Origin of the sequence: Floridaenema flaviceps BLCC-F50, assembly GCF_041929275.2 — a bacterium.
In the GTDB taxonomy this organism is placed as follows: domain Bacteria; phylum Cyanobacteriota; class Cyanobacteriia; order Cyanobacteriales; family Aerosakkonemataceae; genus Floridanema; species Floridanema flaviceps.
Map to the genome: position 1 here is coordinate 846,070 of NZ_JBHFNR020000002.1, position 25,871 is coordinate 871,940.

General features: G+C 37.8%; 24 protein-coding genes. 15 read left to right on the forward strand and 9 right to left on the reverse strand.

Annotation, left to right across the window (positions count from 1 at the left end):
- Positions 1-70: 70 nt before the first annotated feature.
- A complete protein-coding gene (locus tag ACE1CI_RS23910; RefSeq protein ID WP_496615753.1) occupies positions 71-439 on the reverse strand; it encodes a peptidoglycan-binding protein in 369 nt (122 codons plus the stop codon).
- A 288-nt stretch (positions 440-727) separates the two neighbouring features.
- A complete protein-coding gene (locus ACE1CI_RS23915; protein WP_413267272.1) occupies positions 728-850 on the reverse strand; it encodes a hypothetical protein in 123 nt (40 codons plus the stop codon).
- A gap of 227 nt (positions 851-1,077) precedes the next feature.
- Between ACE1CI_RS23915 and ACE1CI_RS23920 the strand changes: the two genes are divergently transcribed.
- Entirely contained in the window at positions 1,078-1,797 is a 720-nt protein-coding gene (locus ACE1CI_RS23920) for a biliverdin-producing heme oxygenase (RefSeq protein ID WP_413267273.1), read from the forward strand.
- Between the two features lie 306 nt (positions 1,798-2,103).
- Here ACE1CI_RS23920 and ACE1CI_RS23925 read toward each other — a convergent pair whose 3' ends face one another.
- The 4 genes from ACE1CI_RS23925 to ACE1CI_RS23940 all read right to left on the reverse strand — a co-directional run bounded on the left by ACE1CI_RS23925 (position 2,104) and on the right by ACE1CI_RS23940 (position 3,806).
- Positions 2,104-2,454 (reverse strand): hypothetical protein, encoded by a 351-nt coding sequence (locus ACE1CI_RS23925; protein ID WP_413267274.1) that lies wholly within the window; start codon positions 2,452-2,454, stop codon positions 2,104-2,106.
- A 295-nt stretch (positions 2,455-2,749) separates the two neighbouring features.
- Positions 2,750-3,163, reverse strand: a complete 414-nt coding sequence (locus ACE1CI_RS23930; protein WP_413267275.1) for a heavy metal-responsive transcriptional regulator — start codon at positions 3,161-3,163, stop codon at positions 2,750-2,752.
- A gap of 48 nt (positions 3,164-3,211) precedes the next feature.
- Entirely contained in the window at positions 3,212-3,487 is a 276-nt protein-coding gene (locus ACE1CI_RS23935; protein ID WP_413267276.1) for a cupin domain-containing protein, read from the reverse strand.
- A 4-nt stretch (positions 3,488-3,491) separates the two neighbouring features.
- Positions 3,492-3,806 carry a Mo-dependent nitrogenase C-terminal domain-containing protein gene (locus ACE1CI_RS23940; RefSeq protein ID WP_496615754.1) on the reverse strand — a complete coding sequence of 105 codons (315 nt, stop codon included), beginning with the start codon at positions 3,804-3,806 and terminating at the stop codon, positions 3,492-3,494.
- 316 nt (positions 3,807-4,122) lie between these two features.
- Between ACE1CI_RS23940 and ACE1CI_RS23945 the strand changes: the two genes are divergently transcribed.
- On the forward strand, positions 4,123-5,157 hold the full coding sequence (locus ACE1CI_RS23945; RefSeq protein WP_413267278.1) for a tellurite resistance TerB family protein: 1,035 nt from the start codon (positions 4,123-4,125) through the stop codon (positions 5,155-5,157).
- Here the strand turns inward: ACE1CI_RS23945 and ACE1CI_RS23950 are convergent, their stop codons facing one another.
- Both ACE1CI_RS23950 and ACE1CI_RS23955 read right to left on the reverse strand, forming a co-directional pair.
- Positions 5,158-7,380 carry a GumC family protein gene (locus ACE1CI_RS23950; RefSeq protein ID WP_413267279.1) on the reverse strand — a complete coding sequence of 741 codons (2,223 nt, stop codon included), beginning with the start codon at positions 7,378-7,380 and terminating at the stop codon, positions 5,158-5,160.
- Positions 7,381-7,397: 17 nt separating this feature from the next.
- Entirely contained in the window at positions 7,398-8,477 is a 1,080-nt protein-coding gene (locus ACE1CI_RS23955) for a glycosyltransferase (RefSeq protein WP_413267280.1), read from the reverse strand.
- A gap of 519 nt (positions 8,478-8,996) precedes the next feature.
- Here ACE1CI_RS23955 and hepC point away from each other — a divergent pair.
- The 13 genes from hepC (at position 8,997) to ACE1CI_RS24020 (ending at position 24,512) form a co-directional block, all read left to right on the forward strand.
- A complete protein-coding gene (gene hepC, locus ACE1CI_RS23960; protein ID WP_413267281.1) occupies positions 8,997-9,923 on the forward strand; it encodes a heterocyst development glycosyltransferase HepC in 927 nt (308 codons plus the stop codon).
- Positions 9,924-9,948: 25 nt separating this feature from the next.
- The gene (hepA, locus tag ACE1CI_RS23965) at positions 9,949-11,799 is read left to right on the forward strand and encodes a heterocyst formation ABC transporter subunit HepA (protein WP_413267282.1); all 1,851 of its coding nucleotides are present in this window, start codon (positions 9,949-9,951) and stop codon (positions 11,797-11,799) included.
- Between the two features lie 32 nt (positions 11,800-11,831).
- Positions 11,832-12,998 carry a glycosyltransferase family 4 protein gene (locus ACE1CI_RS23970; protein WP_413267283.1) on the forward strand — a complete coding sequence of 389 codons (1,167 nt, stop codon included), beginning with the start codon at positions 11,832-11,834 and terminating at the stop codon, positions 12,996-12,998.
- A gap of 90 nt (positions 12,999-13,088) precedes the next feature.
- Complete coding sequence (locus tag ACE1CI_RS23975; RefSeq protein ID WP_496615894.1) at positions 13,089-14,267, forward strand: glycosyltransferase; 1,179 nt, start codon at positions 13,089-13,091, stop codon at positions 14,265-14,267.
- A 7-nt stretch (positions 14,268-14,274) separates the two neighbouring features.
- Complete coding sequence (locus tag ACE1CI_RS23980; protein WP_413267285.1) at positions 14,275-15,456, forward strand: glycosyltransferase family 4 protein; 1,182 nt, start codon at positions 14,275-14,277, stop codon at positions 15,454-15,456.
- A complete protein-coding gene (locus ACE1CI_RS23985; RefSeq protein WP_413267286.1) occupies positions 15,422-16,576 on the forward strand; it encodes a glycosyltransferase family 4 protein in 1,155 nt (384 codons plus the stop codon). The genes ACE1CI_RS23980 and ACE1CI_RS23985 overlap by 35 nt, the downstream gene beginning before the upstream one ends.
- Positions 16,576-17,973: an O-antigen ligase domain-containing protein gene (locus ACE1CI_RS23990; protein WP_413267287.1), complete on the forward strand. Its 1,398-nt coding sequence runs from the start codon at positions 16,576-16,578 to the stop codon at positions 17,971-17,973. The genes ACE1CI_RS23985 and ACE1CI_RS23990 overlap by 1 nt, the downstream gene beginning before the upstream one ends.
- A gap of 142 nt (positions 17,974-18,115) precedes the next feature.
- Positions 18,116-19,141 (forward strand): glycosyltransferase family 4 protein, encoded by a 1,026-nt coding sequence (locus ACE1CI_RS23995; RefSeq protein WP_413267288.1) that lies wholly within the window; start codon positions 18,116-18,118, stop codon positions 19,139-19,141.
- A gap of 17 nt (positions 19,142-19,158) precedes the next feature.
- Positions 19,159-20,358 (forward strand): glycosyltransferase, encoded by a 1,200-nt coding sequence (locus tag ACE1CI_RS24000; RefSeq protein ID WP_413267289.1) that lies wholly within the window; start codon positions 19,159-19,161, stop codon positions 20,356-20,358.
- A gap of 6 nt (positions 20,359-20,364) precedes the next feature.
- The gene (locus ACE1CI_RS24005) at positions 20,365-21,756 is read left to right on the forward strand and encodes a hypothetical protein (RefSeq protein ID WP_413267290.1); all 1,392 of its coding nucleotides are present in this window, start codon (positions 20,365-20,367) and stop codon (positions 21,754-21,756) included.
- A 20-nt stretch (positions 21,757-21,776) separates the two neighbouring features.
- Positions 21,777-22,937 carry a glycosyltransferase gene (locus ACE1CI_RS24010; protein WP_413267291.1) on the forward strand — a complete coding sequence of 387 codons (1,161 nt, stop codon included), beginning with the start codon at positions 21,777-21,779 and terminating at the stop codon, positions 22,935-22,937.
- Positions 22,938-23,019: 82 nt separating this feature from the next.
- Positions 23,020-24,087, forward strand: coding sequence for a glycosyltransferase family 4 protein (locus ACE1CI_RS24015; protein WP_459564145.1), 1,068 nt, complete (start codon positions 23,020-23,022; stop codon positions 24,085-24,087).
- 116 nt (positions 24,088-24,203) lie between these two features.
- Entirely contained in the window at positions 24,204-24,512 is a 309-nt protein-coding gene (locus tag ACE1CI_RS24020) for a hypothetical protein (protein ID WP_413267293.1), read from the forward strand.
- Positions 24,513-24,697: 185 nt separating this feature from the next.
- Here ACE1CI_RS24020 and ACE1CI_RS24025 read toward each other — a convergent pair whose 3' ends face one another.
- The gene (locus ACE1CI_RS24025) at positions 24,698-25,765 is read right to left on the reverse strand and encodes a Mo-dependent nitrogenase C-terminal domain-containing protein (protein WP_413267294.1); all 1,068 of its coding nucleotides are present in this window, start codon (positions 25,763-25,765) and stop codon (positions 24,698-24,700) included.
- Between the last annotated feature and the right edge of the window lie 106 nt (positions 25,766-25,871).

A 25,871-nucleotide genomic window follows, 5' to 3' on the forward strand; every position in this document is an offset into this window, starting at 1 on the left:
TGTGCAGAATCATTGGAATAAAAAAACCGGGCTTCTGATTGCTAGAAACCCAGTTTTTTATTTATTCTTTTTACTGCATCAGTGCCCAAGTAGAAGCGCCGACTACGCCATCTGCCCTTACTTTTTTGGACTTTTGAAAGGCGATAACAGCAGCACGGGTGTTTTTATCAAAGTTACCATTTATTTCACCTTTATAAAATCCATTTTCCTTCAAGTATTGTTGCAGCTTTTTCACGCTATCTCCCCGGTTACCTAGTTTCAAAGATGGATTTGCGTTACTCGCAGCAGTAGTGGTATTTGACTGAGAATTAGAGGTTGATGAACTTTGATTTGGAGTGGCAGCAAAAGCAGGTATTCCGCCGATCGACAAGGAAGTTACAGAAATAGCTGCGATCGCGCCAAGTACTAAACGGTTTGATTTAAGTGCATCAAAAGTCATAAATTTAACATCCTCGAAATAAAGTTAATTAAATCAAAGTGGTTTTCAGGAATTGGATTTGACCTAATCACCTTGATTTATCTTTAGCCAGTCATTGTAGGGATGAGTTATTACTACGATGTGTCTAAGTTATGTCTAAAATATGAAGATTTTTAGGGGTTAACTAAAGACATCGTTCATGTGTGGTTAAAAATAATTTTAATTGAACCACGAAGACACGAAGGACACGAAGAAGAAAAGGTTGTCGCAATGGGCGATCGTCTACTGATTTCCCGAAAGGTTGGTTTTTTAAACTTCTCTTTCAACTGCTTCATCAACTTCATAACTTCCCGATAATCCAGAAATTGCCAGTAATTCTTCTGTCGCCGCAACCGCATCTTCCCCTTGAACTTCAATTAAAATATTCGCCATTACATTACGTAGTAAAATTTATACAATCACCAAAATTATAGTATTTTTTCCAATCCTGTAGGACAGGCATCTTGCCTGTCATCACCAATCCCCAGTCCCCCAGATTTCGTAAAAAAACTTAATGAAAATTCTCATCAAATCAGTCTAAGGTTAACTTCTAGGCGGGTTTTTTAACCTTTGGCAAAAATCACACGCTCCTCAAAAGATTTAAGGGACAGTAATTTAGTATGAGCAGTAACTTAGCAACCAAATTGCGTGAAGGCACCAAAAAATCTCACTCAATGGCAGAAAATGTGGGTTTTGTCAAGTGCTTTTTAAAAGGTGTAGTAGAAAAGGAATCCTACCGGAAATTGGTAGCTAATCTCTACTTCGTTTATTCACAAATCGAAGAGGAGATGGAAAAGCACAAGGATCACCCCATCCTTTCTAAAATCTATTTTAAAGAACTCAATCGCAAAAAAAGCTTAGAACAAGACCTCAGCTATTATTTTGGCCCAAACTGGCGCGATCAAGTGGCTCCTTCTCCTGCTGCTCAAGCCTACGTGCAACGGATTCGCGAAGTTTCCCAAAATGAGCCAGAATTGCTGATTGCTCAATCTTACACCCGCTATTTGGGCGACCTTTCCGGTGGTCAAATCCTCAAAGGTATTGCTGTTCGGGCAATGAATTTAACTGATGGTGGTACTGCTTTCTACGAATTCAAGGATATCCCTGATGAGAAGGCTTTTAAAAATAACTACCGTCAAGCTTTGAATGAATTACCGATCGATGAAGCTACTGCCGATCGCATTGTAGACGAAGCAAATGCTGCTTTTGGCATGAACATGAATATGTTCAATGAATTAGAAGGTAATTTGATTAAAGCGATCGGTATGATGCTGTTCAACAGCTTAACCCGCAAACGCACTCGCGGCAGCACCGAAACTGAATTAGCAACTGCTGAATAAATGAGAGCAGTTTTGCATTAAATTTCGGGTTTGTCAGGAAACATTACATTTTTTCTCACAATCCTGGAGGCTGGATGGTGGTTAACCTAGCTATCATCAAGCCCCCAGGATTGTAAGCTTTTAAGGGTTATGAAATTAGAATTAGGCATTATTCAATTGGCAAATTTATTAACGAAAATCGTGCACCTGTGATTTTAACCTGCCCCTACAACTTGATTGTAAATATTTAGTCCTCTTCAGAGGAGTTTTGCTATTAGCCTGCGAATTGATTCGCAGGCGGATATTGGAACTGGTACAAGATCTGAATTAACGAACAATGAGTCTCCTAATTTGCGCTTCCACTGCATTCAAATACCCTTGATCTGTTAATACTTGCGGTGATAATCTCTTGGCTTTAATTGCAGCTTCAACTAATGTTTCTGCACGCAATCTCCCTGTGTGATGCTCCGAAATAAACAGCATATATCCAGGAATACCTTGCTCCAGAAAATAGCCTTGGTAAGCCATGTTTACTAACTCGAAAGGAGTCAGTTGTTGAACCAAATTTGAGGTATAGTCTGTTGTTGATTGTGTTGCTTGAATTTGAGCTTGAGCTACAGATGTAATTACTTGAGACAAGAATACGAAAGACAAACTTCCCAAAATTAAGCGTTTCATAATCAAACTCCAGCAATGTATTTGTTAGTTGTTGACTAACCTTTTTCGTTAATTCCTCAACTAAAATCAGCTTAAATTCTCACCTACACTGGAGAGTCAATAGTAAAAATGAAAAATTTTTCTGTTAATTTATTGAGGTTGGGTTGGCAGAAAAAACAACCTATTAACTTAATAAATTTAAGCTAACAGGCTAAACAATTATTATTAAGTTTGTTGTAACGACTTTAGTCGCTTATTCCCTAGATAAAAGGACTAAAGTCCTTACAACAAACCATTTTATAAAAATGTTTAATACTTAATTCTGTTCAATTACAGGACAAATTACTTTTTCAAGATTTGTCAGAGTAGTTTCTTGAGTTAAAAGTAATCTTTGTAACTCTTGTTTTAGGACAAGTAATTGTTGAATCTGCTCATCAATCTCTGTAATCTGTTCTTGCAGCTTAACTTTTGCGTGTTCACAGGGTAATTCCCCTTGGTCATGAATCTGCAAAAACTCTTTAATCTCTGCGAGAGTCAATCCTAAGCTTTGACCGCGTTTGATAAAGCTGAGGCGAGATAAAATATCTGCATCAAATAATCTGTATCCGCCTTCTGTTCTAGCTGATGCTTTGAGTAAACCTAATTCTTCGTAATAGCGAATAGTTTTAATTGATACGCCACTTTGCTTGGCGATTAAACCAATCTGCTTTGGCTTTTCTTGAACTAACATATTTTTTCCTCTTTTCTCAACCTCTAAGCTTAGGGTAGACTATCCAGCTTAGGGGAGAGTCAAGGGATTTTCGATTTTCGATTTACTCGACGGAGGTCCGGCTGGAAAGGTGACTAAATCGCCTTTCTTTACTTGCACTGGTTCACCGTTGACAGGTGTAACAATTACATCGCCTTCTAATAAATAACAAGTTTCGGATTCGTCGTAAGTCCAAGGAAACTCTGATACTTCTTTTGCCCAAATAGGCCAATTGGATACGCCTAATTGGTTGAGTTGTTCTTGACTCGGTTGATGAATCACTTTAATTTCGGTGGTGCTTTGCATAGATTTAGCTGATGTCCATTCCACATTGATCGACTAAATAACAAAGGGCGCGAAAACGCAAGCCTACTAGTTGATCGTAAAGGGGATTGAGTTTGCACATTGGGGGAATGTGGGCGATTTTACGATCGAACAATACAATATCACGCTCGAAGGGGCATTGCGCCGGAATCGCTTTGTAGATGAATTTGGCTAACTTGGGGTTGGCAATCTCTAGTTGATCAAACCATTGGCGCAAGGGTTGAAGTAGGTCAATTTGGCTAATCTTGGTTGTTTGTGGTTGTGCTACGGTGGTGCGATCGCTAATCAATATGCTATTCATAAGTTTTTCTTTTGATTATCTTGCTAACTCATCTTGATTACTAATATAGCGGCAAAAAGTAGTTTTTGAATGAAGGAATAGATAAAAAGAATCAATCATTGGTTAAAGTTTTCGTGAACTATAAGCAAAAGTTTTTTGGTAGTTTTTGTTACTAAATCAGCGAAAAAAGAAAATAGATGAGATTTTACTGATAGAAACTAACTAATTTTTAATTAAGAAATAGGTAAAATATTAGCCTTGATGTAATGCTGTACTCTTGAATAAAAGTGAAAATTTGCTATAAATATCACAGCTGTACAGATTGAGAGTGAAACTTATGGGCAAATATGATAATATTTTCAACTCAGATAGATTGACAGAAATGCTGAGTCCAGAAGAAACTGTTGCAGCGATCGCTATAGTTGCTATTGAAGCAGTAAAACCCAATTACGATGATGCAGAATTAACAAAGTTAGAAAATATTCTTTGGGAATCAGACTTTTGTGCTGATTACTCAAAAGATGAAATAACTGAACTTGTCGATCGAATACTCGATCTTACTGAACAGGAAGATTTAGGAACATTATTTAATACAGCTTATCAATATCTCCCAGATGATTTAACGCTAGATGCGTTTGAAGCGGCAGTAATTATGCTAGTAGAAGAGGGAGAGGTAAGTGGCGAAGGAGTAGAGTTTTTAACCGAACTACAAATTGCCTTGGAAATTCCAGACGAAGAAGCTCAAGAAATTATTGATGCTGTATTAGAAAATGTAGCTGAGATTGATGATTTAGAAGTATCGGAATTTGAATATTATGATTCGCCAACAGGTAATTTTAGCGTCCCAGTTCCGGTCGAGATAGAAAGAGGTGGTAAAATAGATTCTCAACCTGGGGTGGTAACATTTTCCGATGATTTCGGCACTCTTTTAAGAATTGATTACTGGCAAGCGGATGACGTAGACGCAGAGGCGGAAAAAATTGAAAATTTGGGTAAAGAAAGCTATCTCAAAGCTATTTTAGATGAGTATTTTTCTCAGTCAATTCAGACTAGTATCCCTAATGCAAAAATAATTTATCAGGAATATCTAGCAGACCTGAATTTTGGCGCTTACTTTGCGGTTGTGGATCTGCCACAAGGTTCAACTATGACTGTTTCTCACAACAATCATCCTCCCATAAGGTTAAATGCTTATCGAGGAATAGTTGTTTTTGATATGGATGATTATATGTATGTAGTCAGTTGTCAGCGCAATTTCCTTCATGATGAAGAACCAGGGGAAATTGAGGATGAAGCTGAGGAGTTAAAAGACCAACTTTATGAATTTGTTGAGAGCATAGAATTTCTTGATGAATTTGATGACGATGATTGATTATCTCATTCTTGCCTGTAATAATTCCTGATTTTGCTGGGGGTAAGCAGAGTAACCGTTACTAAATCCATCAGCGCCATTGGCGACAACACCAATTACATTTAATTTATGCAGCATATTGGTAGCTTGAGTTAATTCAGTTCGAGTCACTCTACCAATGCGTCCAATTAATACCACACCACTGCAAAAAGATGCTGCTAAAATTGCGTCTACTATTCCTAAGACTGGAGGCGCATCTAACAATACTAAGTCGTAAGATTGCTCAAAATTTGCCATTAATTCTCGCATTCTTTGCGAACTTAAAAGTTGTGCTGGATCGAGTGGAGTTGGCCCCGCAGTCAAAATGGAAATATTATTATGTTGTCGGGATATTTGAACACTAGTTTCATCTCTTAGCGAAACATCACTTGTTAATAATGTGGAAAGTCCTCGATCGTTGGGAAGATTCAGTTCTTTATGTAAACTAGGACGGCGTAAGTCAGCATCAATTAATAATACTCTTTGATGCAAACGTGCAGCGCTGATTGCTAAACCTAATGCGATCGCAGATTTACCTTCTCCAGCTAAGGCGGATGTAATCACCAGAGATTTTAAAGAACCAGCGGAATTTACTAATTGAATATTCTGATAAATTAAATCCAAAGATTCTCGAAAAGGTTGCCAACTAATTAATTCCATAGTTGACGAGGCTAAGATTGGTTGTTGACGGAAAGGTAAGTGAATAATTGGTTCAGTTCTAATCTGAGGTGTTAACTGCGGGATGATTCCTAGTAATGGTAAATCAACTTGTTTCTTCAATTCATCAGATGTATGAACAGCATCATCAATCATTTCCCGGATAAAGGCAACTATACCGCCTAGCATTAATCCCACTACTGCCCCTAAAAGCAAGTTTCGCTTCATGCTAGGGCCAATTTTTAAGCCTAATTGTGGTTCTTCTACAAGTTGCCAATCAAAGCCACCTCTAGCAATTTCTAAGCTTAAGTCTTGTCGTGCTTTTAGTAGTTGTTCCAGGGTTTCTCGATTCAGTTTTACTTGTGGTTGTAGACGATTGTATTCTGATAACATTCCCGGAAATCGCTGTAATTGGGTTTGGAGTTGCTGCGCTTTTTGGGTTAATGTTTGTACTCTTGCTTGCCATCCAAGTACATTGGTTTGTTCTTGTAAAAGTTTACTAGAAAGGTCAACGTCAAGTTCGCCTAGTTGTCCTTGTTGAAGTAAATTTGTATTGCGAGTAGTTGGGGTAACTATGTTGTTTCCTTGAACTGTTTGCTGTTCTCTTTGGAGTAAAGCTAGTTGTCTTTGACGTTGCTCTAGTAAGTTTTGAATGGCAGGATTATCATCAGTGAAACGTTGCCGTTCTTTGGCTAATTCTAGGTCGATTTTTTGAATTTCGTTGAGTAGTGTTTGATAGCGTGTAGATTCACTGAGGCGGGAGGAAACTACGGCATCTTGTGGCGATCGCTTAACTTGTTGTTGTAATGTTTGAAACCGCGCTTGTGCTTCTTGGTATTGAGCAAGGGCTGTACGAAGTTCGTATTGAACATCTTTTAAGGATTCAATTAATGCTTTTGCTTGTAATTCGGGTTCAATCAGGTTTTCACTTTTGCGAAATTTGTCTAAAGCAGCTTCGGTTTGGGCTGTGTTTTCTCGCAGTGATGGTAGTTGAGCATCAATAAAAGATAGACCTCTATTTAAACGAAGTTGTTGTTGCTCGCGGTTATAATCTTGGTAAACACGCTTAATAGTTTCGAGTACAGTTTGAGTTTTGATTGGGTCATTATCGATGTAAGTAACTTCAAATATTTTGGTGTTAACTTTATCTTCTTCTAACTGCTTAACTACCAATGAATCTTTAATATCTTTAACTTTAATCTTTGGGTACTGAGGCAGGAGTAAATTTACTGCTTTTTGGATTAATTGCGAACTTCGCATTAAGTTAAGTTGGGTGGCATAATCTATTTCTACATTGGAATCAGCAAAGTCATTTTCGGCATTTTTAGAATCTTCTCGTTTGCCTTGATAGTTAGGTTCCACTAATAGCTGCATGGAGCTTTTATAAGTAGGTTTAGTAATTAAAGTGATGATAGTAGTAATGACTAAAACTACGGAAAAAATGCTTAATAACCAGTAACGGCGACGCATTAAAATTGCTAATAGTTGTCCGTAACCTGGCTCATTTTCAGTAGTTGTATTAAAATTATTTGCATTAACGCTCACCATATCTAACCTCAAAATAATTAAACAAATTGCGCGATCGCTTGATCTACTTTACTAAAAAAGGCTGTTTCTGAAAACTGACTTACTGCGTGATTACGAATTGTATGATAATCCCAGGAAATTTTCTGAGCTTCGAGTAATGCTGCTTGCAGTGCGTCTGGTGTTTGTTTATGAAAAAATACTCCGGTTTTTCCGGGAACTTGAGTGTCTAATACGCCACCTGCACCGTAAGCAATTACAGGTGTTCCGCTGGCATTTGCTTCTACAGGAACTAAACCGTAATCTTCTAGAGCAGCAACAATTACGGAGCAAGCTTTTGCCATTAATTGACTGCGTTCTGCATCACTAACATGACCTAAAAATTTGACGTTTTCTAAAGCTTGGGATTCTAAATTTTCTCGTTCTGGGCCATCACCTAATATGTAGATGGGCCATCCTAACCAGTTAAAAGCTTCGACGATAACATCAATCCGTTTGTAACTTAGTAGGCGTGCTGAAGCAAGATAGAAATTTTCTTTGGATTCGGAAAATGTGAATTGATGGGTATCAATAGGATAGTTAATTACGATCGCTGGTTTACCATAATGTTTTTGAATCCGCTTGGCTACAGTGTGTGAATTAGCAATATAAATATCAGGTTCTTGGGCGTAGTTTAAATCTACCTGTCGCAAGATGTCAAATATCGGTTCAATTACCGGAGCAAATAATTTGTAATCTGCATACTCTCGGAGATAAGTTTGAGTATCCCAAAGAAATCTAGTGACGTTGTGACAGAAGCATATATGTTTCGCTCTATGAGATTTTCTTACTGCTTTGGCAAAGCTACTACAACTACTAATAATTAAGTCGTAGTCTTGTAAGTCTAAAGCTCGAAATGCAGGGAAATAAAGGGGAGCCAACAGCCGAAAATACTTTGATGCTTTGGGGATTTTTTGTAAGAAGCTGGTCTGAACTGTGCGATCGCCTAAATCTATTGTTCTCTCTGGGTCGTACAAAGATGTAAAAATATCTGCGTCAGGATAGCGCTTACAAAGCAGTTCAAAAACTCTTTCTGCTCCGCCTCTTTGAGTTAAATAATCATGTACTAAAGCGATTTTCATAAAAATAAATGTTGTTTGAATCTCGATCAATTTACAACAAAGTTAGCAACAACTTGTCAGTTGTATATCTATCTAAAAGTAGATAAAAAATTGAATTCCCGAGTCAAAGTGAATAACTTTACTCTACTCTTTGTTGCGGTTGTTGCCGCAATTTAATGAGTAAAAAAGAATACTAACTGAATTAACGACCTCTCCTTTTTTTCTTTTGTTATCCTGTAAAAAGATATACTAAATATCCTGAAATCAACTATTAGGTATATCCAGTAATCGCCTACCCAAAAAGCGCTTCAGTCAACTTTACTTATTGAGGATTTTAAAGTCAGTAAGCTTACAGATTCTTCATCCTTTAGATAGACGTTTTAATAAATCTTCATAACTAGACTATGAAAGCGAAGGTCATTACTTACTAAACAAATCGAACTAGTGCAACTATCTTGAGTACTGGAATCTTTATTAATGGATTAATGGCAATATCAACTACAAATTTCCTAAAAGTGATTTCGTAAAAAGGAAATGGAAATGACAACTTTTAAAGTTTCTGCCTTAAAAGAATTTATACCAGGCGATCGACAAAACCTCGATTACTCCACACCTAAGTATGTACTTAAGTGGAGACTGGGTAAGTTGCTGGTAAGTTCCCGCCAAGTCACGAATCAACCTTATATTCCAGCCTTGGAGAACGGAGAACTACTGGTAAGATGCTTGAAAAACTCGCCTGTACGCCTTGTTTTACTCGATCCTGAGATCAGCGAGAGTCAACTAAGACTTTGGGCAGATGCCTGCGAGCAAGCCAATAAACCAGTATTTTTACGGCTGCCTTCGGCTCACGGACTACCGAGAATGCGAAATCCGATTAGTTGGGGCTTAAAACGTTTATTTGACTGGAGTGTTGCGGCTTTACTGCTCACAGCACTGGCTCCACTGATGGTTGCACTGGCGCTACTAATCCGCACTTACTCTTCAGGGCCAATTTTCTACACTCAATGGCGTGTGGGAGAAAGAGGCAAATTATTTCGCATCTTAAAATTCAGGACAATGATAGTGGATGCAGAAAAGTTTCATCATCAAGTCATGGCGAATCAGAAAGGTTTGCACAAATGCAAAGATGATTTTCGCGTTACACCTTTAGGACGTTGGATGCGTAAATATAGCCTGGATGAATTGCCACAATTATTTAACGTACTGCGGGGCGAAATGAGTTTAGTCGGGCCTCGTCCTTGGGCTTTATACGATGCTGTCAGGATTAATAAAAAAGGACAAAAAAGATTAAATGCACTACCAGGAATGACCGGAGATTGGCAGGTAAAAGCGCGATCGCATTTGTTAGATTTAGATGCTGTAAATCATGGCGATTTAGAATACTTGCGTAGTTGGTCTTTGTGGCGAGACTTAAAAATATTACCACTAACCATGCTCAAAGTCCTTTCCGGTTTTGGCGCTTATTAGTTCACAACTGACCTGGGAAAATTGCATGATTATTAAACAGCTAAAGCCTATTCGTAATTTACTCAAAGCTACAAAATTTTGGCAAGAAAATTATGTAATTTTGCGAGAGTTTAAATACCTTCGCAAAGTTGCACTGTTAGCTCTGTTTTTTACTTTCACAGCAGCCGCTTTTGAGGGATTCGGAGTAGGATTTCTCTTAGCTTTCTTGCAAAGTTTAACCGATCCTCAAGCTCAGCCAATTCAAACAGGAATTCACTGGTTTGATGTTTGGTTTTTGGGAATAAATGCTCCAAATATGGAACGACTCTATCGAGTCTCTGCCCTAATTTTATTAGTAACTTTGTTAAGAACTGGCTTTACTTACTTAGGTCAAGTATACAGCGAAATAGCTAATCACAATTTAGCCGATCGCTTACGAAAAAGGCTTTTTGAACAGTTACAATCCCTAAGCTTAAGGTACTTTGCCAAAACTCGATCCGGGGAGTTAGTTAATAGCTTAACTTCGGAAGTACACCAGATTTGTTATGCTTTTGGCATTACTTCTTTTTTAATTACCAGGAGTTCTACCTTAATTGCTTATTTCATATCAATGCTTTTACTCTCTTGGCAGTTAACAGTGATTTCAGTCATGTTGTTTGCTCTATTATCAGCAGCAATAACTATGCTGTTAGGTAGAGTAAGGGAAGCTAGTTTTGAGTGGACAAAAGCTAGTGGTTGGTATGCTTCAGTAGCGCTGGAATTTATTAATGGTATTCGCACTGTTCAGGCTTTTGCTACTCAAGATTTTGAACGGGAAAGATTTTATGGTGCTAGTTCCCAGTTGAAAAAAGCAGCAATTAAAGGTTTAGCTGCCAGTGCATCTGTTGAACCTTTAGCGGAAGGGGGAGCAACGGCAATTTTGGTAGGAATTTTGTTGCTGGCTTTCGCTACTTTAATTCCTCAAGGACAGCTTCAACCTGCTGGATTATTAACATTTTTATTTGTTTTATTCCGCTTAATGCCAATTATCCGGCAGATGAATGGATCGCGGGCGCAAATTAGCAGTTTTCAGGGGCCTTTAAGCAGTATTAAAGAACTGCTGAGAACTGATAATAAACCATATTTAATCGATGGTAAATTACAGTTTTCCGGTTTGGAACGAGGCATTGAGTTTGTGTCAGTAGATTTCGGTTATGACGCAAATAATTTGGTACTGCACAATGTTACCTTGACAATCAAAAAGGGAACAACAACGGCATTAGTAGGAGCTTCGGGTGCAGGAAAATCTACTTTGGCAGATTTGATTCCGCGATTTTACGATCCGACAGCAGGGCAAATTTTAATTGATGGGATTGATTTACGAGAGTTTGAAATCAATTCCTTGCGCCGCCAGTTGGCGGTGGTGAGTCAGGATACTTTTATTTTCAATACTTCGGTGCGAAATAATATTGCTTATGGTACAGAAAATGCTGATGAAAAAGCAATTTTGGCAGTAGCTAAATTAGCTAATGCTTGGGAATTTATTCAGGAATTACCGGAAGGTTTTGATACTCAATTAGGAGACAGAGGTGTGAGGTTGTCTGGTGGTCAACGTCAACGAATTGCGATCGCTCGTGCCCTGCTCCGTGACCCAGAAATTCTGATTTTAGATGAAGCTACAAGTGCTTTAGATTCTGTTTCCGAAAGGTTAATTCAAGAGTCTTTAGAAAAACTGTCTCAAGGAAGAACAGTAATTGCGATCGCTCACCGACTTTCGACAATTGTTAGAGCCGACAAAGTGGTGGTTTTAGAAGCAGGAAAAATTGTCGAACAGGGAAGATATAACGATTTACTAGAACAACGTGGCAAACTTTGGAAATATCACCAAATGCAGCATGAATTAGGTCAAGTTGGATAAATTTTAATTGGCGAAAACGAGGAATTAAAATTATGCGTTTGGGTTATGTGACTAGTTATGAAGTTTTCGATAGTTCTGGATGGCAAAAAGATTTATTCGGCATTCGAGGAGCCGGAGCTTTCTTAGCCAAATACCTGGAAAATCAATCAATAGCTATTGATTATATTAGCCCTTTAAAACAAAACCATAACTTAGTAAATAGAGCCAAAAGAAAATTATATAGAAAGGTTTTCAACAAGTTTTATCATTGTTGGGCTGTGCCATCTATCACTAAAGATTATGCCTTACAAGTTTCGCAAAAATTGTCTAATTCTCAGGCTGAAATAATAGTATGTCCTGAAAATGCTCAACCAGTTGCCTATCTTGAATGTCAACAACCGATCGTACTTTGGACAGATGCACCGCAAACAGCTTTAGTTGATTGGTACCCAGCTTTTAGTAATCTATGCGGTGAAACTAAAAGGCATATTTATGAAATGGAAAAAGCTGCTTTTGAGCGAAGTAAATTAGTGATATTTTTATCTGATTGGGCGGCTGAATCTGCTATGAAAATTTATGGAATTGCTCCGGCAAAAGTGAAAGTAATTCCTTGGGGAGCCAATATAGAATGCGATCGCAACACCGAAACTATTAATAACATAGTCGAATCAAAACAGAGAACTCCCTGCAAATTATTATTTATTGGCGTAGATTGGTTCAGAAAAGGTGGAGATATTGCTCTGGAAGTGGCTAAAGAATTAAATCAAAGAGGACTAAAAACAGAATTATTCGTGCTGGGATGTGAACCTATAACCGATGAACCTTTGCCTGGTTTTGTAAAAGTTTTAGGATTTATTAATAAATCGACAGATGAAGGCAAAAAGCAAATAAATAAATTATTTTGTGAATCTCATTTTTTCATTATGCCTTCAAAAGCAGATTGTTCTCCTCTGGTTTTAAGTGAAGCAAATTCCTTCGGTTTACCTTGTTTAACAACCAATGTTGGTGGGATTCCTAGCCTGATTCGCGATGGTTTAAATGGTAAAACTTTTGCCATAACAGCAAGTATTGCTGAATACTGCGATTACATAAATAATTTGATGAATAACTATAGTGAATACCAAAATTTAGTTCGCTCATCATTTAACGAATATCAAAATCGATTTAATTGGGAAGTAGTGGGGAAACAAGCAAAAGATTTAATTTCAAATTTACTGTAATCAAGTCAATCAAGGAGGTTAATTAAAATGACGGAAACTAAACTAAAATTACCGCAACTGTTAAGCGAAATAACCAATAATTGCAAACTAATGCACGTTATTGTTGTAGAGCAGCAACCATCTTCGGCTCGTGGTGGACAAGAATTAAACCTATTTGAAATTTGCCGCACTCTGTCAGAAAAGGGACATAAAATCAGCTTGGTTTATGTTAAACATGGAGATTTAGTTGAGAGGTATCAAGAATTTTGCGAACAGGTAATTAAGGTAAATAGTTATGGCTTCAATCGCCGAAAAATTAGTGATATTATTAAATTTTTACCAAGTTTAACAGATATTTGGAAAGTCACAGCAAAGGAGAATAGTGTAGTCTTTATTAATCAATATCCTGATGCTTTTTACGGTTATTTGTTAGCTTTATTTAAGCAAATACCCTTCGTTTGTTATCTGCAAATTCCACCACCTGTTAACCGCGAAGAATTAAATCTTCAAAGGCGAATTGGCATTAAGGGAGTCAACCAGTTTATCGCTGTTTCTCAGCAAACAAAAAATGAATGGTTGCAGAAGTTAAGCGTAACAGAGGAAAAAATTGATGTGGTATATAACGGGACTAATTTCGAGAAATTCAAACCCGCCGAAAATCTTGCTCAATTAAGAAATTCATGGAACATTCCCGAAGATACTAGAGTCATTTCTTATGTGGGGAGATTAGATAAGGATAAGGGTTTAGAACTTTTAATAGAAGCGTTTGCTTTATTTCTGAAAACTGGCAAGAAAGCCAAACTATTTATTGCTGGGAAACCTCTACTTCACTTTTCAGCAGATGGAAAAGAATGCCCTTTAGCTGGGGAAGAGTATAAGCAATCTTTAAAACAAATTGCGATCGATCTAGGCATAGAAAATTCTGTAGAATTCCTCGGTCATTTAAGTAACCCTACCTCAGTTTATCAGGTTAGCGATCTAACAGTTGTACCTAGTTTATGGTCAGAACCTTTTGGCAGAGTAGTAATTGAATCAATGGTTTGTGGAACGCCTGTTGTCGGTAGCCGAATCGGAGGAATTCCAGAAATTTTAACTGGTGAATTTCAAGCTGGATTATTTGAACCAGGAAATAAACAGGATTTAGCAAATACTTTGAATAAAATGATTGATTGGCGAGATATAAATCCCCAATTGGGTACAAGAATTCGTGAATATACTTTAAACAAATTTAGTTTAAAGAGCATGATTGATGGGGTAGAAAAAGTACTTTTGAATGTTCTGGAAGAATGAGAGTTTTATGGATAATTATTGTCAAGTTCTTTCCATTATCGAAAGCTATCTAGGACATCGCACTTATGGAGAATTGATGCGGGAGTATTTTGGCAGAAATGGCGATCGCAAAGTAGATTTTTTCTGGTACAACGATGAAAAAGAGTTAACTACCAGAATAATTAACAGATTGCTAAGTTACAACTTTCCTAATCGTTGGATTCAAAAACAAAATCTCGACTTTACTCGCTTGCGCGTGCAACTGGGATTTGCTTACATGAGTCGGCGGTTAACCGATCGAAAACTTAACCAAAGAAAGTACTCAGCACTGCATTTCCATACTCAACCTTTGGCATTCTTAGCATTAGATTTGCTGAAAAAGTTACCTACGGCGATTACCATTGACTTTACCGCTATTCAAGCAGCTACCGAAAAAACTGACCCGAATTTCCGCTGGACTTACACTCCTAACTTTTTGTTAGAAAAAAGAGTTTTTCAGGCGGCGGCGAAGCTAATAACTTTTTCGGAAGCAACTCGTAAATCTGTCATTGAAGACTATAAAATTGACGAAAACAAGGTAACAGTTATTTACCCTGGAGTAGATCTCAATAAAATTCCTTTATCAAGTAAACCCAAACAAATTGAGCAAAAACCTTACAAAATTTTATTTATTGGTGGTCACTTTGAACGTAAGGGAGGACAAGACCTTTTAGAAGTATTTCTGGAAAGATTTGCCGATCGCGCAGAGTTACATTTAGTCACGCAAACACCGATAAAATGCGATCTTCCTCACGTTTACATTTACCAAGATATTAAAGCCTACACGCCTAAATGGTTAGAACTTTATCATCAAGCAGATCTGTTTGTCTTGCCAACTTATTCTGAACCTTTTGGCTGGGTTTTTATCGAAGCAATGGCAGCAGGTTTACCAATTATTGCCAGTCGAGTTAATGCAATTCCTGAAATTGTGAGTCATGAAGAAACAGGTTTTTTAATTCAACCAGGCGATCGCACTGACTTAGCTAACAGAATTCAACAACTGATAGAAAATCGCAAGTTAGGTAAAGAAATGGGTGCAAAAGGTCGTCAAATTGTCGAAAGAAAGTTTAACGCTCACACTAATTTTCAAACCCTAGAATCAGTTTTTCGAGAGATATCTATTAGCAAACAAACCCATGAAAATTCTGCTCACTTGTCACTACAATTTTGATACCAATGCTGGTGCTGCTGGAGTCACTTGGCGGCTTGGTCAAGAATATGAAAAACTAGGACATCAAGTTTATTACTATTCCCTAGATGACCTGCCCAAAAAGTTACATCGCCTAGCAAAATTTATTACTTTTCCTGAGTTTGTAACTTACAAAATCGGCAAATGTAACCAGCAAGGAATCGATATAGTAGATGCTTCCACAGGTGACGGTTGGCTATGGGGATTATTACAAAATAATAGAAAAAATCGACCGCTTTTAGTTGCACGTTGTCACGGTTTAGAACATATTGAACATCAAGAATATTTACAAGAAACACAACAAGGAAATATAAAATTAAGTTGGAAATATCCTCTTTATCGGGGTAGTGTACGACTTTGGGAAGTGGAAAAATCCATGCGTTATTCGGACTTAGTTTTACTGCTTAATAGTTGCGATGCTAAGTATGTAACCCAAAATTTGAAAGTGAAACCTGAACGAGTAGCTGTTGTTCCTAATGGAGTTGCAGACAGATTTTTAAATTTGCCGTTTGAGTCGATACCAACAACAGATAATTCTGTAATTCGCATCGCTCAAATTGGCACTTACATTCCTCGAAAAGGCATTCATTACAGTGTTCCGGCATTAAATAAAATTTTGGCTCGTTATCCGCAAGTTGAAGTAAGTTTTTTTGGAACAAAATGTTTTGAATGTCCCGATCCAGCGCAAGTTTATGCAGATTTTGCTCCAGGGGTGCGCGATCGCGTCAAAGTCATTCCCTATTACACCAACGAAACTCTGCCAGAACTTTTAAAAGGTCATCAAATTAAACTTTTTTCCACAATTTCTGAAGGGTTTGGTGTAGCATTAATTGAAGCAATGGCTTGTGGTTTAGCACCAATAACTACAGCCACACCTGGGCCATTAGAAATTGTTAGAGATGGACATGATGCGATCGTCATTCCCCCAAGAAACAGCCAAGCTATTGAAGAAGCATTAGAACAATTGATTACAGATCGTTCTTTGTTAGAACAATTGCGGCGCAATGCTTATGCGACTGCACAAACTTATAGTTGGGCAAAAATTGCTCAAAAAAACCTGGCATTATATGAACAAGCTTGTTTAGGAAAGTGCGATCGCTAATGACTAATTCCCTCCCAAAAAAAAGCTTTTTTATTAGTTTACAACCTGCCCAAGCTTGGACAGTAATATTAGGCTTTTCACTCTTCACAGCAGTCTGCATACTAGCGAACGCAGGCGGTATTTTCCGTTTAATATTTCCCGCAGCATCTTTTATAGTTGGAGTATTTTTATATCGACGATATCCCATTCTTTACATAGGTTTTACTTGGTGGTTATGGTTCCTCACGCCTTGGATTCGTCGCTTAGTAGATCTCAAAAGTGGCTGGGTAGATCCTAGCCCAATTTTGTTAGCACCACCCTTAGTTACACTAATTACATTAGCTTCTTTGTTACGCTATCTTCCCCAAAGCTATTCCCAAGGAGGGCTGCCTTTTATCCTATCTTTTTTAGGAGTTAGTTACGCTTTTTTAATCGGCTTAATTCAAGCTCCCCTCATATCTACTATGCTTGCCTGTCTTAACTGGCTAACTCCGATCGCTTTCGGGTTTCATTTATTTATAAATTGGCGAAATTACCCGCAATTAAGTCAAAACATACAACGCAGTTTTTTATGGGGAGTATTAGTAACCGGAAGCTACGGAATATGGCAATATTTAGTAGCACCTGAATGGGATAGATTTTGGCTTATCAATACCGGAGCAGTTGCCTTTGGCACACCTGAACCTTTAGGAATTCGGGTATTTAGTACCATGAATTCTCCTCAACCCTTTGCCGTAGTAATGATGGCAGGTTTATTACTATTATTTAATGGCAAAGGAACTTTACGTTTTGCATCTGCCGGAATGGGATATCTATCCTTACTTTTATCATCAGCAAGAGCAGTTTGGTTAGGTTGGTTAGTAGCAGTTTTTATCTTAACTTCATCACTCAAAGCTAAGTTGCAGATGCGTTTAATTCTTACACTTTTAGTAATAGTAATTCTCGTAGTTCCCTTAGCTAATATCGAGCCTTTCTCTTCAGTAATAGCACCAAGGATAGAATCCCTTACTAATGCTGAAGATGATGTAAGTTACAACGAAAGATCTGAACGCTATCAAACTTATTTAGGTCTGGCTTTAACACAAATTATTGGTAATGGCTTAGGAGGAAATGCAGCTTTAGGCCCTAATATTGATAGCGGTATTTTAGATACCTTTTACTCATTTGGTTGGTTGGGCGCTATCCCTTACTTGGGCGGCATTATTTTACTAATTTTTAGCTTATTACAATACCCTGAAGTTCGTTTAGATCCTTTCATGAGTGCTGCTCGTGCTATTGGCATTGGTGTATTCGCCCAAATAGGTTTCAATGGTGCAACGGCTGGATTATTTGGTGTTATTTTATGGGCATTTTTAGGTATAGCTTTAGCAGCCCATAAATACAACAGTCAACAAAAGAATGCTGCTCAAAAAAATTAAGTATTTATCTTGAAATTAAAGGAAATTATCGTCATGTTACTGAGCCGAAAAAAACAGATTACAGGAATTCATATTTTAGGAATCTCAAGTAAATCCCCATAAATAAAATCAACTTACTCTTTTTTAAACCAGATTATTAACCATGAAAAATCCTTCTAGTATTGTTTGCTGTACACCAGCTTGGGGCGAAAACTGGCAATGGTTCGCACCTGAACTAAGCGAATATCAACTCCATTGGCATTTTCATTATGATAAACCGCGAGGAATTTTAGAAAAATACACTCGATTATCGGGAGTTCGTACTTGTTTAGAAGCAGTTCGTTCTGCCAAGCAACATCAAGCTGATTTACTTGTTGCCCATAATCCCAGGCTATCATTTTGGTGTGCTTTTTTTGCCTTCTTTTTAGGCGGAAAAACTAAACATATTGCCTATTCTTTTAACTTTCATGAATTGCCTCATGGGTTAAAGCATAAACTCATGAAAATGGCTTTTAAAAAAGTCAATCAATTCATTGTTCATTCCCAGTTAGAAAAGCAACTTTACAGCGAATATTTCGGGATTTCCAAAGAACTTATTGAAACGAAACTTTGGACTATGAAACCACCGAAAATTGAACCGCAAGAACCACTAGAGGAGGGTGATTATATCTGTGCTATTGGGGGTAATGCGCGAGACTATAAAACTCTAATGGAAGCTATGAAGAAATTGCCGGATTTAAAGATGGTTATTGTGGTTAGACCTAGTAATCTAAAACATTTAGAAATTCCTCCAAATGTCAAAGTTTTAGTAAATATTTCTGAACCTCATGCTATGAATATCTTGAAATATTCTCGGTTTATGGTGTTACCACTCAAAGGCGCAGAAATACCCTGTGGTCATTTCACTTTAGTTGCTGCCATGCACCTTAGCAAAGGATTTATTATTACTAATTCTCGTGGAGTTAGTGACTATGTAATAGAAGATTATAATGGGATTACCTGCAAAGCATTTGCGCCAGATGCTTTAGCAGAAGCAATTATTAATCTTTGGAATGACCCAGAAAAATGTCAGAAAATCGGTGAAAATGGCAAACACTTTGCCGAGAAATACTGTTCGGAAGATTTGAGTCGTCAGCATTTAACAAATATGCTTTTTGCTCATAACTCACCCTGGAAGATTTATAGTTAACCTATCGTAAATTGCTCATGAAAATTCTATTTCTTGACCAAAGCGGGAAACCTGGAGGCGCAGAATTGTGCTTGTTGGATATTGCTAAACCCTATCGAGATAACTGTCTAGTAGGGTTGTTTGCCGATGGTGCTTTTAAACAGTTGCTAGAACAACAACAAATTCCTGTGCAAGTTTTAACCGATCGGGCAATAAAGGTTACTAAAGAAAGCAGTTTAATTCAAGGTTTAAGTAGTTTTGGTCAAATTACACCTTTAATTAGTAAGGTAATTAAAATTAGCCGGGATTATGATTTAATTTATGCTAACACGCAAAAAGCTTTAGTTGTGGGTGCGATCGCCAATTTCTTCACCCATCGCCCTCTGGTTTATCACTTACATGACATTCTCTCTTTAGAACATTTTAGTAAAACTAATCGTCAAATCGCTGTCACATTAGCTAATCGTTTCGCATCATTAGTAATCGCTAATTCCCAAGCAACCAAAACAGCATTTATGGAAGCGGGAGGAAAACCGGAAATTACGCAAGTTGTTTATAATGGTTTTACAGCTAAAAACTATGAGATTGATGAATCAAAAATTTACCACATTAGACAAAATATAGGAATTGAACAACAATTTGTCATTGGACATTTTAGCCGTTTATCCCCTTGGAAAGGGCAGCATATTTTAATTGAAGCACTCACCCATTGCCCGGAAAATGTCACAGCAATTTTAGTTGGTGATGCCCTATTTGGTGAAGAAGATTATGTCCTGCAATTACACAATCTAGTAGCAAAATTAGGTCTAGAAAAAAGGGTAAATTTTTTAGGGTTTCAAGCAGATATTGTACCTTTAATGAAAGCTTGCGATTTAATTACTCATACCTCAATTTCACCTGAACCTTTCGGGCGAGTAATTGTCGAAGCAATGTTATGTAGAAAACCTGTAGTTGCTGCTAAAGCTGGAGGTGCGATCGAATTAGTTGAAAATCGCAAAACAGGTTGGTTGGTAACACCTGGAAATTCTCTCGAATTGGCAGAAATTATTAATCACTGTCGTCAGCATCCAGAGTTATGCGAAACTATTGCCCAACAAGCACAAATTTTTGCTACTCAACGCTTTGAATTGACAACAATTAATCAACAGATTAGCGAATTATTGATCCGGGTGATGTCTTGTGAGGAGGAAATAGAGATATTAAGAAAGAAATTTTTAACCGCAGATGAGCGGAGATAAACGCAGATGAATAAACAGAGATTAATCACCCTACTTACAGTCGCCTTACTGTGTATTTTAGTACTTACAGTAGGGAAAGAAATTAAATCAGATAATCTCCAAGCTGTAACGAATACTAATGTTGAAATCGCTAAAAGTGCCGAGGCTTTTGTTGATAGTATGGGCGTAGTTACTCACTGGGGTTATCCCGATACTCCCTACGGTTCCAGATATGAAGAAGTCAAGCAAAAATTGGTGGAATTAGGTATCCGTCATGTGCGCGATACTCTCACTCCTCGTATTCAAGATTTAGCGGCAGTTGGAATTAAAAGTCAAGTGGGAGTTCAACCAAATGAAGGTACTCCTACTCAACTTAAAGATGCTATCAAAGCTGCTAATCAACCCATTGCTGCTATTGATGCTGTAGAGGGGCCCAATGAACCAGATATTTTTTGGGTTCCTAGTAATATTTCTTATCAGAATCAAGGTTTTCCCGAAGGTGTAATTGCTTTTCAAAAAGACCTTTATACTACTTTTAAAGATGATTCTGACACGCGAAATCTCATCATAATTGGGCCAGCATTAGGAAAAAGTTATGGTTACGAAACCAAGTCACCTTTAGGAAAGGATACCTTAACTAATTATGTTGATTGGGGAAGTTTTCATCCCTACCCAGGTGGCGGTAATAGTTATAGCGAACCTTTTAGTTATAACACGATCGAAAAGTACTTTTGGCAGGGGAATTTTCCGGCAGTTAATATTGATGAATGGCCTTATGCTTTTGATGTTTTGGCACCGCCATTTGGTAATAAACCAATGGCAGCAACCGAAACAGGTTACAACACTTCTAAAATAGGTATTTCTGAGCGAATGCACGGCAAATATATGCCACGCTTATTTTTAGAATATTTTCGTAAAGGTATTATTCGTACCTTGTCGTATGAATTTCTTGATGAATTCAATAACCCCGATAATCCAGAAGCAAATTTTGGTTTGTTGCGTAACGATCTAAGTCCGAAACCTGCTTACACAGCTTTGAAAAATGTAATTAACTTGCTCAAAGAGCCTGGTGCTAATTTTACTCCTGGTTCTTTAGATTACAGCATTTCTGTTAATCCGCCTCCAGGGTACGATCGCACTCAGTACATCCATCACCTCTTACTCCAAAAACAAAATGGCACCTTTTATTTAGCACTTTGGCATGAAATTTCTAACGGCGATATTAGCAGTCGTCCTATCCGCGAAATTACACCCCCAGATATCCCCGTTACTATTACTTTGAAAACGCGGATTAAAAAAGTAATTAGCTATTCCTTAGACGACAATGGCAATATGTCATCTCAACGAATCTCCTCGACTTCAACTATCAATTTGAACGTACCAGATAAAGCGTTAATACTTGCTCTCATTCCCCAGTAAAAACTACCCATCCTAAACCTATGACTAACCCAAATTCTTCTATCAGTTTTTTCCTTCCCAACCTCGATGGTGGCGGTGCAGAAAGAGCCATGTTACACTTAGCCGCAGGTATGGCTAAACGAGGCATTAAAACCGATTTAATTCTCGCCAAAGCAGAGGGCGAATATTTAGAAAAAGTCCCTCCAGAAGTGCGATTAATTAACTTAAATTCCCGCAGTCCTGTAATCTTTTGGAAAACCCTAAATTTGCGGCGTTACTTACAACAAGAACAACCTACATTTTTACTTTCTGCTTTAGATATCCTCAGCGCCGCTACTTGGGCGAAACGTCTGGCTGGCACACCGACAAAAGTAATTATGTGCGTGCAAACAAATCTTTCTCAACAATTCAAAAATGACTCTGGAATTATGAGTAAAATTAGACCATTGTTAGTTAAACAATGGTATCCCTTAGCTGATGGCACGATCGCCGCTTCTCAAGGAGTTGCTGAAGATGTCTCGCAAATTTCAGGAATACCTGTAAAAAACATCGATGTAATTTACAATCCTGTGGTGATGCCGGAATTATTTGATAAGGCGAAAGAACCGATAAATCACCCTTGGTTTGCATCAGGACAACCGCCAGTAATTCTAGGAGTAGGTCGGTTAGTACCACAAAAAGATTTTCCTACTTTGATTAAAGCTTTTGCTATTGTTAAACAGCAAATTTCGGCTAAGTTAATGATTTTGGGTGAGGGGGAAAAGCGTACTCAATTAGAAGCTTTGGTGCGAGAATTAGGGTTAGAAAATGATGTAGATATGCCGGGATTTAAAGATAATCCTTACGCTTATATGGCAAAGGCGAAGTTGTTTGTACTTTCTTCTGCTTGGGAGGGTTTTGGTAATGTGGTAGCGGAAGCAATGGCGGTTGGTACTCCGGTTGTTTCTACTAATTGTCCGAGTGGTCCAGCAGAGATTTTGGAAAATGGAAAGTATGGTAAGTTAGTTTCGGTGGGAGATGTTGATGCTTTGGCAAATGCTATTTTAGAGACGTTGAAAAAACCGACAAATTCCCAGTTGTTGCAGGAAAGAGCGTTAGATTTTACTGTGGATAATGTGGTGGATCAATATCTAAAAGTTTTAGGTGTTGAGTCTCAGAAAAATTATCTAGGTACGTTGTTGCGCTTCAGCGCCTTTCTTTAGCGCTACAGCGCAACAACGTACCTTTTTGAATGTGCCAGCAAATTTTTTCTTTTCCTCAGTCCCCATTCCCCAGTCCCCAACCGTGAAAATTTTACATCTTTTAAATCACGTTCAAGAAATTGGTAATGGTATTGTCAATGTGGCGATCGATCTCTCCTGTCTCCAAGCTAAAGCAGGTCATCAGGTTGCTGTTGCTTCTGCGGGGGGCGAATTTGAGGTTTTGTTGGCAAAATATGGAGTGAAGCATTTTGTTTTAAATCTGGCAAGAAATCCGGTAAATTTAACTAAGGCTGCTCGATATTATCGAGAAATTGTACGCGAATTTCAGCCGGATATTGTGCATACTCACATGATGACTGGAGTTGTATTAGCAAGATTATTAAAACCGGGGTTTAATTATGCTTTAATTTCAACGGTGCATAATGAATTTCAACGTAGTTCAATATTAATGGGTTTAGCCGATCGCGTAATTGCAATTAGTAATGCTGTGGCTGATTCAATGATGCGCCGAGGTATCCCTAAAAGTAAAATTTCTGTGGTTTATAATGGCACTTTGGGTAGTCCGCGCACTCGCAATATTTCTGAGTATCAACCATTAAGTTTACAACGTCCGGCGATCGCTACTGTCGCCGGAATGTATCAGCGCAAAGGTATAACTGAACTCATTGATGCTTTTAGCAAAATTGCCGCTAACTTTCCCGAATTACATTTATATTTAGTCGGAAATGGCCCGGATAGGGTAACATTTGAAACTCAGGCGCAAAATACACCTTTTACTAACCGAATTCATTTTGAAGGTTTTCAGCCAGAACCGCAAAAATATCTTCTATCTTGCGACATATTTGTGTTAGCTTCCCATCAAGAACCTTTTGGTTTAGTCTTATCAGAAGCGCGAGAAGCTGGCTGTGCAATTGTGGCGACCAATGTTGATGGTATACCCGAAGCATTAGATAATGGAAAAGCTGGTATTTTAGTTCCTCCTAAAGATAGTTGCGCTTTAGCAAATGCTATATCTAATTTGTTGAATTCGCCTGAAATGCTGCTTAAATGGCAAAACCAAGCTAGAACAAATTTAGAGTGGTTAAATGTTTCACGAGTGAATAAAGAGACTTTGGCGGTTTATGAGGAAGCGATCGCTAATTTAAAGTAAACTTTATAAAACCTCGACTTTGATGAAGTTTGTGTGAAACTGCTGGATAAATCCTTGAATTAACTTTTGCCAACACTACAATTCTCTTAGTAGGAAGTTTTTCAGGATGAACTACAGTGAACTTAATAATAGCCACTTCAATAAGTATTTATCTTGCGATCAGTCTATATTTTGGCAAAAACTGGTTAAAATTTTTTAAAGCTTCCTCTACAAAAACTCCAGAGAATTACTTTTTATCCTTGATAATATTAGTTATAATTACTATTTCTTGGCCTTTTGTTTTACCTTTATATTTGATTACTTCCTTAAGTTCTTTTATTCTCAAGGGGCTATTTTCAACAAAGCCTAAAAACACTTACCTTGAGGAATCAATTCCAGCCGTTCCTCTTACAACTACTCCGGCTTATCAAAGCGAAAAAGTTTAAATTTTAAGTTTCCGTTTTCCAACTTCTTCATAAATTTAGGTGGGCATAAAACCCACCTTTTTTTGAGTTATATCAAATTTTCCTCTGGTTCCCCCCTTTGCAAGGGGGGTTAGGGGGGATCAAATTTTTTGAGTTATATCAAATTTTCCTCTAGTTCCCCCCTTTGCAAGGGGGGTTAGGGGGGATCAAATATATTGAGAAATATCCTCTTTACACTCATCGGCTAAATAAGAGAGCGCCCGAAAACGCAAACCTACTAACTGTTCATACAAAGGGTTAAGTTTACACATTGGCGGAATATGTATCACCTTATGTCCAAATAAAACTATATCCCGTTCAAAAGGACATTGGGGAGGAATCATTTTACACATAAATCTTGCCATATAAGGGCTATCAATTTCCATGTCATCCAAGAATTTACGTACAGGTTGTAATACCTCGTATGGAGTAAGAAAAACAGCTTTTCCTTTGGCAGATATTTGCGGCTTTACTTCTAAAGTTTCTGGGCTGAGTAGAACCCTTAACGCTTCTAAAATATCTAACTTTTGACCTAATAAAGCAGTACAAAACTCTCGTAATACTTTATCTTCAGACTCCGAATAAGTACCATTAGCTAAAGCCACAATTACAGCGGTTCTGACAAAGTTTTCAATTAAGGATTTATTGCCATGCAAAGCAGCGGCTAATTCTGTAGCAGAAATTGGGTGTAGAGAACCAAGATTCGTATCGGGGTAAATGTTATCTTGGAGCAAATTTTCAATGACTTCTTTTTCTTCTTCATTATATTCCCCATCTGCCCAAGCTATAGTGAGGAAACCGCGCAAACAAGCACTGAATTGTTGATTTAATACCCGCACTCTCCCCGCTAGTACCCGAATAATATTCACCCCAATTTCTGGGTTTTGTTTAATTAGTTCATAAATTTGTTCTTGGGTTAATACTAAACATTTACAAGGTGACAAAGTTGTTACGGAAACTGAATGAGGTTCTGGAGCAAATATAGACATTTCTCCAAAATATGCTCCTGTTTCTAACTGCGCTAGTTGCAAACCTCCTAAATGAACTTGTACAACACCAGAAATTAAAATGTAAAAGAAAGATCCAGTTCCACCTTGTTTAAAAATTGTGTAACCTGCGGGAAACTCTACTTCTGAGAAATTATTAGCGAGTCGTGATAAAACTTCTTCGCGTTCAATATCCCGAAACATTGGGATACCTTGTAAAAGTTGCAGGTTAGTTTCACTGAGCATCATAAGCAATTACCCATTCCTAATTTCTAATGTAAAACATTTCGACTTATACTCAGATCTTGCGCCAAGAGGCAGAGCCTCCATCCTTCGTTCCCTGGTTGAACCAGGG